Origin of the sequence: Flavobacterium xylosi (assembly GCF_042787345.1) — a bacterium.
In the GTDB taxonomy this organism is placed as follows: Bacteria; Bacteroidota; Bacteroidia; order Flavobacteriales; family Flavobacteriaceae; genus Flavobacterium; species Flavobacterium xylosi.
Genome location: NZ_JBHZPZ010000003.1, coordinates 180300 through 193925 on the forward strand (window position 1 = coordinate 180300; position 13626 = coordinate 193925).

The window sequence follows — 13626 nt, forward strand, 5'->3', positions numbered from 1 at the left end:
TCAAAATGATTTTTAAATGAAAAAGCCACGCATAGCATGGCTCTTTGTATATCTTTAAAAAAGTTAGATCTAAAACTGATTTACAGTTTTTCTGATAGCTACTAACTTTGTCATTAAATTTTCAAAATAGTCTAGATGCAGCATATTTGCCCCATCACTTTTTGCATTAGCGGGATCAAAATGTGTTTCTATAAAAATCCCATCAACGCCTACAGCAATTCCCGCTTTGGCAATAGTTTCAATCATATCAGGTCTTCCGCCTGTTACTCCAGCAGTTTGGTTGGGTTGTTGCAGCGAATGTGTTACGTCAAGAACCGTAGTTGCATATTGTTGCATTGTAGGAATTCCTCTAAAGTCAACAATCATGTCTTGGTAGCCAAACATTGTTCCGCGATCCGTCACCATCACGTTTTGATTGTTACAATCCAAAACTTTTTGTACGGCATGTTTCATGCTTTCAGGACTCATAAATTGTCCTTTTTTCAGGTTTACCACTTTTCCAGTATTGGCAGCAGCCACAACTAAATCAGTCTGGCGAACAAGAAATGCAGGAATCTGAAGCACATCAACATATTGAGCAGCCATTTCTGCGTCTTCATTCGTGTGAATATCCGTTACCGTTGGAACACCAAAAGTCTTTGATACTTTTTCCAGTATTTTCAATGCTTTTTCATCTCCAATTCCAGAAAAACTATCAATTCTCGAGCGATTCGCTTTCTTAAAAGAACCTTTAAAAACAAAAGGAATTTCTAATTTATCAGTGATACCAACTAATTTTTCGGCAATACGCATTGCCATTTCTTCACCTTCAATGGCACATGGTCCGGCAAGTAGAAAAAAGTTACCACTTTCAATATGTTTGATTTGTGGAATATGATGTATGTTCATAGTAGTTATTTTGAAATTGCAAAGGTAATTAGAAAATATGATTTTGTATTTTTTTGAAGCTATTTCCTGCTATCCGTTGCAATCTTTTATTTTTTAAAGAAAAAATAAAAGGATTTTCACTTTTATCAGGGCTAGGGCACTTATTTATAATTTAATTTTTCTTTAGACTAAGACCGACAGGAACCATTAAAATTCCTTTTTCATAGATATTCAAATAGAGTTTTACGGTTTTTTTTTGACCATCCCATTTTAATTCATATACGTCTAGAAAACCAGCACCCAAGTCGGTTCTTTTTGTAGGGAAAGGACAACAGCTTTCTAATTTTGTATAACGGATTATTTCGCCTTTTGGCCCTGCTAAAGCATTTAAAAATCGTTGTTGATTAATCGAATCTTCTTTAGTAGTTCTATAAAAAATATTGATGGGGTAATCTTGGTCGTAACCGTATTTTTTGTCCTTGCTGTATTCCGTAATTATGAAAGTGTTATTTTGGGATAATGTGAGAACAGGGGCGTTATCATCTACATTTTTCAATGTAGATTTACTGCTCACACAAGATGCAGTAATAATTATTAAAGTAATAAAAAGCAGCGTTTTTTTCATATTTTATTTATTTACTTACTTTTTGAAGCAAGGTATATTTTGTTTTTTTAATCCTGTTAAAAATAGTAAACACTAATTTTAACTACAAATATAAACAGAACTTCAAACGGTTTTGCTACTTCAAACAAGAATTGTACCTAAATTGTGATATTTTTAAAAAGCATAATACTTATTTTTGCAAAAAAAAGAATCAATATGGATATTATTTTTCAAACTTGGCCTTGGTATGTTTCCGGGTTTTTGATAGGCATGATTATGCTTTGTCTAATCTATTTCGGAAAAGCCTTCGGAATGTCATCTAATTTGCGATCACTGTGTTCTATGGCAGGAGCGGGGAAATATGTTTCTTTTTTTAATTTTGACTGGAAATCACAGCGTTGGAATTTAGTGGTTGTTTTAGGTGCAATGTTGGGTGGTTTTGTAGCGGTTCATTTTATGGGCGATCCTTCAAATGTTGACATAAATCCAAAAACAATTGCACAGTTAGCACAATTTGGAATCGATGCTCCAAACGGAAAACTAATGCCGGATGCACTTTTTGGAACGCAAATTTGGCAATCACCAAAAAGTATTCTTGTACTGTTAATTGGAGGAATCCTAATTGGATTCGGAACTCGTTATGCAGGTGGTTGCACTTCAGGTCATGCCATATCCGGCTTGAGTAATTTACAACTTCCATCCTTGAAAGCCGTTATCGGATTTTTTATAGGAGGGTTGATTATGGCACATTTTTTATTACCATTAATTTTTTAAAATATGAACGTATTAAAATATTTATTTGTAGGATTTGTTTTTGGAATAGTGCTTACAAAGTCAGAGGCTGTTTCGTGGTATCGCATTTATGAAATGTTTCAATTTCAATCGTTTCACATGTATGGAATTATATTTGTGGCAATTGCAACAGGAGTGATTGGTATCCAAATTATAAAAAGGAATAACATAAAAGACATAAAAGGTCAACCGATTGAAATTCAAGATAAAGAAAAAGGTTCTGCCCGTTATTGGATTGGCGGAATATTTTTTGGATTGGGTTGGGCACTCGTAGGTTCTTGTCCCGGACCTATATTCATTCTCCTTGGTGCTGGTTTCTGGAGTGTGCTGATAGTCTTTTTTGGTGCTTTATTGGGTACTTTTATATATGGATTATTGAGGGATAAACTACCTCATTGATCATCCTAAATTGATATTTAAAAATAGCATTTTCAAAAAAGAGAATGCTATTTTTTTTTGTTTAATTTTAAAATACCAACAACAATTAAATATTGTGCTGTGATGTAAGTTGACATAATCAATAAAGAACTAAATTTAATAGGTTCATAAAACTTATTAAAGGCCAAGATGCTATCTGAACTCATAAAAATAAGTGCTCCTAATAAGATATAGATATTGGCAGGACTATGCCATTTTAAGTACCCTTTGAAAGCAAATAAAAGCATCGTAGATAATACGATTGCATAGACAATAACAGGAATTTTCAAATCACCCAAACTTGGTAATAAAACAGCAAGCATTACCATTAAGTACACTATAATTGCAGTGATTCCTACCCAAAAAATAGCCTTGTTTCTATTTGAAGATATTCGTAATTGTTTGCTGAATAATATGATATAAGCAATGTGGGAGAGCAAAAAGGAAACTAATCCAATAATAAAATACAATTCTCCTTTGTCAGCAAATAGTAAAACTACATCGCCAATCCAAGAAAATACTAAAGCTATTAAGAGGAATTTTTTTGATGGAAAATCTCCGCAAGAATAAACGGCAAGAAAAAGAAAAGGAAGCAAAAAAGGTTTTAAAAACCACGAAATGTCTTCTCTTCCCAAAATAATTAATAAAAGATAAACGAAACTAACTGCAATATAGGCTTTGAATGATAAGGTACTTCTCATGAATTATTTTTAAGATTATGCTACAGCTACTTTTTCTTTTTCGAAATTTACACTTACAAAGTAGATGGAGACTATTAAGGATAACGTAAGATATCCAATTATGATATAATTTGCGTAAGGGAATAATTGATTCATCCCAAACCAATCACCAAAAAATGAAATAATCCCAATGCCAAAAATAAATCGGATGCTTTCCCAAAATATGGAAATCTTGCGGGTATCCATCAATTCCGTATAACTGTAAACGGTAACAAAGATGAAAGCGCCATATACAAATACATTTGGCAAGCCAATTATGGCAATTGAATTATACAGATAGGTAATAAATAATAAGGTTATTATAGCTTGAGTCATGGACCAAATCATTAATTTTTTAGAATGATTTGTAGCGTATTTTTCAAAATCATAGACATTTGTGATTTTGTGTACAGGATATTTTTCTTCAAAATTCTCTGGACGCCAACCTGTTGGTTTAAACCAAATGGTAAATTTATCATTCCAGCTTTCGGCACGCCATGCATCGGTAATTAAAAGACACAAATGTTGAAAGTTAATCCGAATTGGATTCCAGGTTTTCGCTGGTCTTGTTATTCCAAAAACAGGAGGAACCGTGTCTAATTCTTCTTGAAAAGTTCCGAACAACATGTCCCAAATTATAAATATTTGAGAATGGTTTTTATCCATATACTCTGGATTTATAGCATGATGCACCCTGTGATGTGAAGGCGAAACAAGTATATTTTCAAGAAAGCCAATTTTTTTTATGTGTTTCGTATGATACCAAAATTGAAGAAACAAATGGATAGGAAGCGAAATTGCAATGACTTTAGACGGAACTCCCAAAAGAGCCGCTGGAATCAATAAAAAGGTAAATAAATTCACGAAACTCGATACGGGTTGTCGTAAAGCACAAGCTAAGTTAAACTCTTCACTACTGTGATGAATAGCATGTTTGTTCCATAAAAAATTAATTTGATGAGACAAACGATGGCTCCAATATCCATAAAAATCAATGGCTATAAAACCTACGATGTAAGCCATAATGGTAGCGTCCAAATGGAAAATGGCAATTTTTGAAGCAATCCAATCGTACGATATTAGCGTAATACTCAGACCCAATACATCTTTTACGGAATTAACCATTCCTGAACTTACGCTCGAAATAGAATCCATATTCGGAGACGTATTTTCTCCTTTATAATGGCCATATAATTTTTCTAACAGGATTAATATTAAAAAAATTGGCATTACAAAAACTAAAATTTTGCCGTATTCTTCCATTTACTCTTATTATTTTTTCAAATATATAATAAAACTGTAAATTTTTTAAGAATTGTAGATAATTTATTTTTATATGGTAGATGTTGAGTAGTTGATATTTTGTTAAATAAATAAGATAGTAGTTATACTTTTGAAATAAAGTGGTTTTTGATAAAAACGAGGAATTTTTTTATTTTTTTTTTCGTAGTAAAAAGAAAATTTACTCAGGATTAGAGTTCAATATCGAAAATTCCAAGTCTAATTTTCGATATTTATCGAATTTAAACTTGGAATTTTGAATTTTATAAAGCTTTAAAACAGTAATTAAACTATTTCTGCACTCAATCCCGCTTCTAGTAATTGTGAACATTGCGGTTTTAATTTATCGTATGGGCCAGTTTTCACGGTACATTTTCCATTATAATGCACTATTAGGGAGCATTGTTCCGCTTGTTCTGCGGTATGTTGGCAAACACGCATTAGGGTATCTATTACGTGATCAAAAGTATTTACATCATCATTATAAACTACAATTTCGTTATTGATAGATGGTACTTCTTTTTTGCTAACTTTTTCTCTTACTTTTTCTTTAGTACTCATTTTTACATAATTGGGTTTTAAATAAAAATATAGTTGATTTATTTTTTCCTAAACATACAAAATATAAAGTTTTGTATCGTTTCAAAGGGCGTTTTATGATCTTCATTACTACATTTCAGCTTTTCGAAATTTTTATCAAATTGATTTTTAAGAGCATTTTCTGTATATTGTTTTATCTCAAGACCACTGCACTTAGTCGGACCTTTATCAGAAAAGGTGGCTATAATTAAAAATCCTGCAATCCTTTTTTGAGTAATCGTAAGGTATTTATTTATCTGTTCCTCTGTGGTCAAAAAATGAAATGTGGCTCGGTCATGCCAAATATCATAAGTGGTTTCAGGAACAAATTCAGTGATATCTGAAACTATCCAGGTAACCCTGTCAGCTTTATCTCCCAAACGAATTTTTGCTCGTTCTAATGCTTTTGATGAAATGTCTAAAACCGTTAAGTTTTCGTAACCTTCTTCCAATAAATAATCAATGAGTTTACTGTCGCCACCTCCTATATCAATAATTTTTGCCGATTTATCCAAATTAGTTTCTCGGATAAAATCAAGGGAGGTCTTAGGATTTTCTTGTGTCCAGCTTATTTCGTTGGGTTGTTTCGTTTGGTAAACAGTATCCCAATGATTTCTTCTGTTAGTTTCCATTATAGTAACTACTAAATTACGTATTTTAATGATACCCAGTTGTTTCTTTCGAATTTTTTAACATAAGTTAAGCCTTTCTCCGTGCAGGAAGCATCAATAAATGGAATGTCTTGAACATAGAAACCGCTTAAAAGCAATATTCCTTTTGGATTCAAACAATCCACATAACTTTCCATATCGTTTAACAATATGTTTCTATTAATATTGGCTATAATCAGATCGTATTTTTTGTCTTTCAATAATGCTGCGTCACCTTCATAAACTGTAATATGCTTGCATTTATTGCGTTCGGCATTTTCTATTGAATTCAAATAACACCAGTTGTCAATATCGATAGCATCAATTGGTTGAGCTCCTTTCATTTCGGCAAGAATAGCCAAAATTGCTGTTCCGCAGCCCATATCAAGGGTCTTCATTCCTGTAACATCTATTTCTAATAAATGTTGCACCATCATGTGAGTAGTCTCGTGGTGACCAGTTCCAAAACTCATTTTGGGTTCAATAACAATATCAAATTCGGCATCCGTTTTTGGATGAAATGGCGCACGGATATGACAGTTTCCTTCCACATCTATTGCTTCAAAATTTTTTTCCCATTCCTCATTCCAATTCACTTGTTCAATTTCTTCAAAAGTATAATCGATTTTAAATTCCTCCGATTTCAAAATAAATATATTGTCAAGAATATTTTCATCCCATAAATCCTTTTGAACAAAAGCAGATATACCAGTTTCGGTTTCTGTAAAACTTTCAAATGCTTTTTCTCCCAGTTCTGCAATTAATATTTCCGAACCCAGTTCTTTTGGCTCGATAGTAAAATGGTAGCCTATATAAATGTTTGACATGTTTATTTTTTTTGCAAAGGTAGTATTATCTATTTCCATTGAATAATGAAAACCAAAAAAAAAAGAGGTTTGAATAATTTCAAACCTCTTTTTTAAATTTATTTATTTTTTTAAATAGCGTTTATTATTGCTACAAAATCATCTGCTTTTAGTGCAGCTCCTCCAATTAGACCTCCGTCAACATCTGGTTTAGAGAAAATTTCTTTTGCATTTTCAGGTTTTACACTTCCTCCATAAAGAATAGATACATCTTCTGCAATATCACTTCCAAAAGCTTTGCGAACGGTTTCTCTGATGAATTCGTGCATTTCTTGCGCTTGTTCCGGAGAAGCAGTTTCACCTGTTCCTATTGCCCATACTGGTTCATATGCCAAAACGATATTTCCCCAATCTGACTTTTCGATACTGAATAATCCATCTCTTAATTGTTTTTCCACAACATTAAAATGATTTTTAGCTTGACGGTCTTTCAATTCTTCGCCAAAACAAAAAATAATAGTCATATCATGTTCCAAAGCGGTATTTACTTTACTGGCAATTAAAGCATCAGTTTCATTAAAAATAGCTCTGCGTTCTGAATGTCCAAGAATTACGGTGTTTACGCCTACATTTTGTAACATATCTGCTGAAATTTCACCTGTAAAAGCACCGCTTTCTGCTTGATGCATATTTTGGGCAGCAACATCAATATTAGTAAATTCTAAATGATCAACAGCAGAAGCCAAATTAATAAAAGTTGGGGCTACAATTACTTGTACTGTTGTTTCTGTTGGTATTTTAGCGATTAGCTCATTCAATAGATCTTCAGTTTGTTCTGCATTTTTATGCATTTTCCAGTTTCCTGCTACAATCTTCTTTCTCATTTTAGTTCGTGTTTTTATTTAGTTTTAGTTTTTAGCTGTTTATTACCATTAAAATAATCGCATTACGCAATCGTAATTACTAGGATTTTAATTTTTTTAAAGTTTCATTTATTTTGTCAAAATCAGTTTCTATCGCACGATATAAAACAATTTTCCCTTTTTTGTCTATGATGATATATCTCGGAATCCAATCTAAGTCAATCGCTTTCCCAAATACACCTTTCATCTGATCGTTCGCCATGAAATGTTCCCCTTTTAATTCGTGTTTTTCAATTCCAATTTTCCATTTGTCGGCAGTTTTATCCATGGAGATAAACACATAAGCAACATCAGGATTATTAGATTGTAATTCTTTAATTTTCGGCATTGCTTTTACACAGTCACCACACCAGGAAGCCCAAATTTCTATTACCAGAGTTTTGCCTTTGTGTTTTTTTAAGATATCCTTAAATGCAACTTGACTATCATTGGTTGATAATAATGTTTCTGATAAAGCTTCTTTTGAAAATGTTGTTTTTTGTTGTGCATTTGTACAAGAAAATGCAATGAAAGCGATGAATAAAGCAACTATTTTTTTCATTTTTTTTAATTTTAGTAAAGTTAAACAAAGAAATGGAAAGCCATATATAGAATTACATTTTTTGAAAGCAGAATTCAAAAATCCAAATATAATATCGTTATAGTTAATAAAAATTTGACACCAATAAATTAAAAATACAATTTGCAAACGGTTTTTTTATTGAAAATTCAAAAATCACTCCTTTTCTAAATCTATTTTTTGAGTCAAGAGAAGAAATAGTCTAAGGTTTAAAGTGATTGTAACTCTTAACCTTAGACTTTAAAAATTAATATAATTTCAAATCTGAAATGTCATTATGATGTACTTTTTGCATAATCGTTCCATGTTCTAGAACCACAATGCTTGGATTCGCTCTTTCGATGGTTTTCAAAGTAATTGCATCACAGAAATAAAAATCAAAAGTGAATCCGAATTGTTTTTTAGTTTTTTCAATATCCTCTGGAGTGGAAGTCGTCATTCCTATTACTTTATACCCTTTTGCTTTAGCTTCCAAGCTTAATTTTTCGAGTTTCATTAAGCCGGCTTTGTCCGCCTGAACTAAATCATAAGAAACAATAATAACCAATTTTGGTTCTTGTAAATATTCATCTTTGTAATCAGATCCGTCTTTTTCCATAGTGAAATCATGGATTGGAGTGATATAACCTTCTGTAATTACTTTGTCTTTTCTATCTACGAAAGTGGCTCCAGCCGGAATATTCATTAAATCCTTCTCCGTAAATTCGGTGTCAACACCATTTACTTTATAGATGAAAACCATTTCGACTACACTTTTTGGAGCGCCATCTGGAATTCGCATTCCTTTTTGGATATTGGTTCCTACTTTATACGGACGAAAATCTTTCAATGGCAAATGGTTTATAACCCAATACCCCATGAAGGCACATAAAGCGACGCTTGCAAAGGCCAAAATGTTTTGAACAGTATTTCCAAATAAAGGTTTAACCAATTTTTTATTGAAAAATAGAATCAGTATAAAAAACAACAAAACGACATCTTTAATAAAGGATTGCCAAGGCTTTAAATGCAAAGCATCACCAAAACAACCACAATCTTTCACAACATCAAAATAGGCAGAGTAAAAAGTTAAGAATGTGAAAAATACTATCAATAATAACAAACTGTTAATCGTAAATTTTGATTTGTAACCAATGAGCAACATGACGCCCAAAACAACTTCAAGAGTAACTAAAAACAAAGCTAATGCTAATGCAAATGGCACGAAGAAAGGCATGTTGAAAACCGGTTCACCAAAATACTCCGCCAGTTTATAAGAAAAACCAATTGGGTCATTGAGTTTAATTAATCCCGAAATAATGAATAATAGTCCAACGAAAATCCGGGAAAATTGAGTAATTATATTTTTCATAGTTTTATTTTAATTTTTATTTCCAAATTCCATTAAAATTAGTGCAAAAACTGCATAATTAATCATGTCCTGATAATTAGCATCAATTCCTTCAGAGACTAACGTTTTTCCTTTATTATCTTCAATCTGTTTGACACGAAGAAGTTTTTGCAAAATCAGATCAGTAAGTGAACTGACACGCATATCGCGCCACGCTTCACCATAATCATGATTTTTATCTTCCATTAAATTTTTGGTTGATTTTACTTTGGCATCGTACAATTCGGTAGCTTTATCAACATCTAAATCAGGCTGATCAACAACGCCTAATTCCAATTGTATTAAAGCCATAATGGAATAATTGATAATTCCGATGAATTCGCCTGTTTCGTCTTCGTCAATTTTACGAACCTCATTTTCTTGTAAACTTCTGATTCTTTGCGCTTTTATATAAATTTGATCTGTCAATGAAGGCAATCTCAAAATACGCCAAGCACATCCGTAATCTTTCATTTTATTGATAAACAGTGTACGACAAATCGCAATTACGTTATCGTATTCATTTGAAGTATTCTTCATTATTGATGTATATTTGTATAAAATTTCCTCAAAAATAGCATATTTTTTTTGAATGAAGAATGAACAATAAATAATGTTTAATGTAAAAAGTTAATAAAGGAGCTGCTGAAAACTGCGACAGAGACTGAAAACTGGAAACTGCGAATGAAAACTATGAAATAATGACTATTAATTGTAAAGGACAACTCATCGACTTATCCTCTCCCAAAGTGATGGGGATTTTGAATGTAACCCCCAACTCTTTTTTTGATGGTGGAAAGTATAAAAATGAGAAAGAAATACTATCACAAGTCGAAAAAATGCTAGCGGAAGGAGCCACTTTTATTGATATTGGCGCCTATTCCAGTAAACCAAATGCCGAGTTCGTATCTGAAGAGGAAGAAATTTCAAGAATTGTTCCCGCTATTAATTTGATCCTAAAGCATTTTCCAGAAACGATTCTATCGATAGATACTTTTAGAAGCGAAGTGGCAAAAACAAGTATAGAAAATGGTGCTGCGATTATCAACGATATTTCGGCAGGACATTTAGATGATAAAATGTTGGAGGTAATTGCAAAATATAATGTGCCTTACATTATGATGCATATGAGAGGAACGCCTCAAACCATGCAAACATTGACGGTTTATGATGATATTGTCAAAGAAATGCTGTTCTATTTTTCGGAGCGAATTGTAAAAGTCAGAAGTTTCGGAATCAATGATTTAATTATCGATCCGGGTTTTGGCTTTGCCAAAAAACTAGACCAAAATTATGAAGTATTTCAAAAAATGGAATTATTTAACATGCTTGAGTTGCCACTTTTAGTTGGAATTTCCAGAAAATCAATGATTTATAAAACTTTGGATACCAGTATTGAAGAAGCCTTAAACGGAACAACTATTTTGAATACTTTAGCCTTAACAAAAGGGGCGAAGATACTTCGTGTTCACGATGTAAAAGAAGCAATGGAATGCGTTACTTTATTTAATAAAATCAATTCGTAGTTATGAAATATTTTAGTCTACTTGTACTTTTTATACTTGTTTCTTGCGGAAACAAAGAAGATATTCTGTTGCCAAAATCGGATACAACTGTTGTCAAAACTGTCGAGGATCATTCGCCAATTTATATTTTTTTTAGAACAAAAGGAAAAGATACTTTGGCAGAAGTAAACCGGAAAAATGAAATCATTTCGACCAATTGGATTTTCAATATTGACAAGCGTTTGCCTTTACGATTAGTCATTCCAGAAGTCATAAAACTACAAAATAAAAAGCGAGAAGAAAAAGCGCATAAAAACGAATTAGCTAAAAATTATTATTCCTACGCAGATACCATTGGTGAAAACTTAGCCTTTATTCCTTTTACTGATGTGTACTATAAACTAGAAAAACCGAACTCAGGAATAGTTGTGCTTTTTACTAAAAACAACAAAATTTCAGTTAACAATATAGCTGTAAAAGAAGAAGAATTTCTAGAGTATTTAAATAATTTCTCAAATAATAAACCCAACCGATACGTCTTTTGCTTTGACAAAAACTTGAGTTTTGGAAATTACATTCAAAATAAAATTTTTATTGAAAAGATAGAATCAAAAGAAGTAGTAGTTTCTGAAGAATTTATTTTTTAATTAAATCAACTGAAAACTGCAATCTGAATACTGTAAACTATTTTACTGATGATGATAGGGCTCATTTTTCAAAATCGTATATCCACGATACAATTGTTCAATAAAAAACAATCGCACCATTTGATGGGGGAAAGTCATTAAGGAAAGCGAGATTTTTCCTTGTGCTTTAGCATAAACAGTTTCCGAAAAACCATAAGGACCACCAATTACAAAAACCAAGGTTTTAACGCCTGAGTTCATTTTCTTTTGCAATTCGGCTGAAAAACCTACGCTGGAAAAGTTTTTTCCATTTTCGTCCAATAAAATAAGTTGGTCTGTTGGCGTTATTTTTGCCAAAATCAGTTCGCCTTCTTTTTCTTTCTGTTGACTTTCAGATAAGTTTTTTACGTTCTTGATATCAGGAATAATATCCAGATCAAACTTAATGTAAAAAGACAAACGCTTGGTATAATCATCTATCAAGGATTGTAAGGCTTTGTTATCGGTTTTACCAATAGCAATCAATTTGATGTTCATTTTGAGGAATTTCAGAGGCGCGAAGATAGAAAATTATGAGGTTTTATGAATAGTATCTTTGAATGGAACATTTAAAAATAGATTTTTAGTTCTTTGTAATTGATACTGAATGCTGCTTTAACTTTTATTTAGAAGCAGTAAAAAAGCAAAATTTTAAATTATATTATCTCAATTCTATCAATAAGTAATTGAAAATGTTCTTCTTTTTTGTTCCCAATCAAGAAGGCAATTTCTGCTAAATTTGAGCCATCATAATTCGGCATATCTAATTTGCGACCCCTAAAACTGGGATGCAATTCTGAAATTGGAATCTCAATGGTTTGCCATAAGGTAGAGGTTTGGAATGAATACACATAAGAATGAGAATCACCACGATTGGTCTTTACTCTAAATTGGTATTTTTTGCCATCTCCTTTACAACGGATACAAATACATTTGTTTTTGTTTAGGATAATTGGTTCAAAATTATATTTTACAGAACAAAATCCGCCGTTATTATCTAACGATACGTTACCATCAAAAGTCCCATTTCCATCCTGATTCAGGTAGAATTTACTTTCTGATTTACCACCCATTACAGCATCATTCACAATTTTCCAACTACTGATATCGCTGTTTAAATTAAATTCGAAAATCAAAATGGGTTTCATTGCGGTTATTTTTTTATTATGTGTGATACAAAAACCCTTATTTTATTTTTTCTATCAGTTGTTGTGAATCCAAAACGTATAAAAATCGGCTAACTCTTCATTATTAATACCATAATATATCCTTGCTATTTAAATTACGATTTTGGTAACGGTGCACCAACTGCAATATCACATCTGTGATTTGTTTGACCATGTGGCGGATTCATTCCCTCTGGAGTGGGTGTTGTAACTACTGGAGTTGTAACGGTAGTTGCTGGATTAGTTGCAACCGATTGACTTTGTTGAGAAGTTACTTGTTGTGTTGGCAGCGTATTTTTAGCAGTGGCTACGGGAGAATTTAATGGTGCGCCAACAGCGATATCACAACGATGACCGGGTTGACCATGCGCTGGATTCATTCCTTTGGCAACAGGAACCGGAGTTGCGACGGTTTGATTTTGATTGATGATATTTGAGTTTTGCGCTGCCTGAGGCGTAGCTTCATTGCGCATTTGTTTACCGACCTCAGTAAATGGGACCATGTTTGTTGGAGTTGTTCTATTTTGCGGCTCGACATCTTTTTTGCAAGAAGTCAATAGTAGTGTGGATACAAAAAGGAGACTTAAAAAAGATTTCATAAACAGTTTTTTTTGTTGTTACTAAACTCAAATATAAGGTTTTAATAATTTACTACAAAATAATACATCTGATTTAATTCGCTTTAATCTCTTTGTAGTTGAATGTCAACATTCAGAATTTCTTA

Annotated in this window: 18 protein-coding genes; 4 read left to right on the forward strand and 14 right to left on the reverse strand. The window is 32.3% G+C overall.

Annotated features, from left to right (window positions below):
- Positions 1–69: 69 nt before the first annotated feature.
- Positions 70–888, reverse strand: coding sequence for a 3-deoxy-8-phosphooctulonate synthase (gene kdsA / locus ACFX5E_RS03540; protein ID WP_379853791.1), 819 nt, complete (start codon positions 886–888; stop codon positions 70–72).
- A gap of 151 nt (positions 889–1039) precedes the next feature.
- Entirely contained in the window at positions 1040–1492 is a 453-nt protein-coding gene (locus ACFX5E_RS03545; protein WP_379853792.1) for a 2-dehydro-3-deoxyphosphooctonate aldolase, read from the reverse strand.
- 195 nt (positions 1493–1687) lie between these two features.
- Between ACFX5E_RS03545 and ACFX5E_RS03550 the strand changes: the two genes are divergently transcribed.
- Both ACFX5E_RS03550 and ACFX5E_RS03555 read left to right on the forward strand, forming a co-directional pair.
- On the forward strand, positions 1688–2245 hold the full coding sequence (locus ACFX5E_RS03550; RefSeq protein WP_379853793.1) for a YeeE/YedE family protein: 558 nt from the start codon (positions 1688–1690) through the stop codon (positions 2243–2245).
- 3 nt (positions 2246–2248) lie between these two features.
- Positions 2249–2662, forward strand: coding sequence for a DUF6691 family protein (locus ACFX5E_RS03555; RefSeq protein WP_379853794.1), 414 nt, complete (start codon positions 2249–2251; stop codon positions 2660–2662).
- Between the two features lie 47 nt (positions 2663–2709).
- Here the strand turns inward: ACFX5E_RS03555 and ACFX5E_RS03560 are convergent, their stop codons facing one another.
- The 9 genes from ACFX5E_RS03560 to ACFX5E_RS03600 all read right to left on the reverse strand — a co-directional run bounded on the left by ACFX5E_RS03560 (position 2710) and on the right by ACFX5E_RS03600 (position 10106).
- On the reverse strand, positions 2710–3381 hold the full coding sequence (locus tag ACFX5E_RS03560) for a lysoplasmalogenase (RefSeq protein WP_379853795.1): 672 nt from the start codon (positions 3379–3381) through the stop codon (positions 2710–2712).
- 15 nt (positions 3382–3396) lie between these two features.
- Complete coding sequence (locus ACFX5E_RS03565; RefSeq protein WP_379853796.1) at positions 3397–4662, reverse strand: sterol desaturase family protein; 1266 nt, start codon at positions 4660–4662, stop codon at positions 3397–3399.
- A 303-nt stretch (positions 4663–4965) separates the two neighbouring features.
- On the reverse strand, positions 4966–5241 hold the full coding sequence (locus ACFX5E_RS03570) for an ATP-dependent Clp protease adaptor ClpS (RefSeq protein ID WP_379853797.1): 276 nt from the start codon (positions 5239–5241) through the stop codon (positions 4966–4968).
- 38 nt (positions 5242–5279) lie between these two features.
- On the reverse strand, positions 5280–5891 hold the full coding sequence (locus tag ACFX5E_RS03575; RefSeq protein WP_379853798.1) for a class I SAM-dependent methyltransferase: 612 nt from the start codon (positions 5889–5891) through the stop codon (positions 5280–5282).
- 11 nt (positions 5892–5902) lie between these two features.
- On the reverse strand, positions 5903–6736 hold the full coding sequence (prmA, locus tag ACFX5E_RS03580) for a 50S ribosomal protein L11 methyltransferase (protein ID WP_379853799.1): 834 nt from the start codon (positions 6734–6736) through the stop codon (positions 5903–5905).
- Positions 6737–6846: 110 nt separating this feature from the next.
- Entirely contained in the window at positions 6847–7599 is a 753-nt protein-coding gene (gene tpiA, locus ACFX5E_RS03585; protein WP_379853800.1) for a triose-phosphate isomerase, read from the reverse strand.
- Between the two features lie 79 nt (positions 7600–7678).
- Positions 7679–8179 carry a TlpA family protein disulfide reductase gene (locus tag ACFX5E_RS03590; RefSeq protein ID WP_379853801.1) on the reverse strand — a complete coding sequence of 167 codons (501 nt, stop codon included), beginning with the start codon at positions 8177–8179 and terminating at the stop codon, positions 7679–7681.
- Positions 8180–8444: 265 nt separating this feature from the next.
- Complete coding sequence (locus tag ACFX5E_RS03595) at positions 8445–9548, reverse strand: BT_3928 family protein (RefSeq protein WP_379853802.1); 1104 nt, start codon at positions 9546–9548, stop codon at positions 8445–8447.
- Between the two features lie 9 nt (positions 9549–9557).
- The gene (locus ACFX5E_RS03600; RefSeq protein ID WP_379853803.1) at positions 9558–10106 is read right to left on the reverse strand and encodes a DUF1599 domain-containing protein; all 549 of its coding nucleotides are present in this window, start codon (positions 10104–10106) and stop codon (positions 9558–9560) included.
- 161 nt (positions 10107–10267) lie between these two features.
- On the opposite strand from ACFX5E_RS03600, the gene folP reads away from it, so the two are divergent.
- Together folP and ACFX5E_RS03610 are read left to right on the forward strand one after the other, a co-directional pair.
- Positions 10268–11092: a dihydropteroate synthase gene (gene folP / locus ACFX5E_RS03605; protein WP_379853804.1), complete on the forward strand. Its 825-nt coding sequence runs from the start codon at positions 10268–10270 to the stop codon at positions 11090–11092.
- A gap of 2 nt (positions 11093–11094) precedes the next feature.
- Positions 11095–11718, forward strand: a complete 624-nt coding sequence (locus tag ACFX5E_RS03610) for a hypothetical protein (protein ID WP_379853805.1) — start codon at positions 11095–11097, stop codon at positions 11716–11718.
- A gap of 42 nt (positions 11719–11760) precedes the next feature.
- Here the strand turns inward: ACFX5E_RS03610 and rlmH are convergent, their stop codons facing one another.
- The 3 genes from rlmH to ACFX5E_RS03625 all read right to left on the reverse strand — a co-directional run bounded on the left by rlmH (position 11761) and on the right by ACFX5E_RS03625 (position 13501).
- Positions 11761–12234 (reverse strand): 23S rRNA (pseudouridine(1915)-N(3))-methyltransferase RlmH, encoded by a 474-nt coding sequence (rlmH, locus tag ACFX5E_RS03615; RefSeq protein ID WP_379853806.1) that lies wholly within the window; start codon positions 12232–12234, stop codon positions 11761–11763.
- 158 nt (positions 12235–12392) lie between these two features.
- Complete coding sequence (locus ACFX5E_RS03620) at positions 12393–12884, reverse strand: CIA30 family protein (protein WP_379853807.1); 492 nt, start codon at positions 12882–12884, stop codon at positions 12393–12395.
- 134 nt (positions 12885–13018) lie between these two features.
- Positions 13019–13501: a hypothetical protein gene (locus tag ACFX5E_RS03625; protein WP_379853808.1), complete on the reverse strand. Its 483-nt coding sequence runs from the start codon at positions 13499–13501 to the stop codon at positions 13019–13021.
- Positions 13502–13626 lie beyond the last annotated feature (125 nt).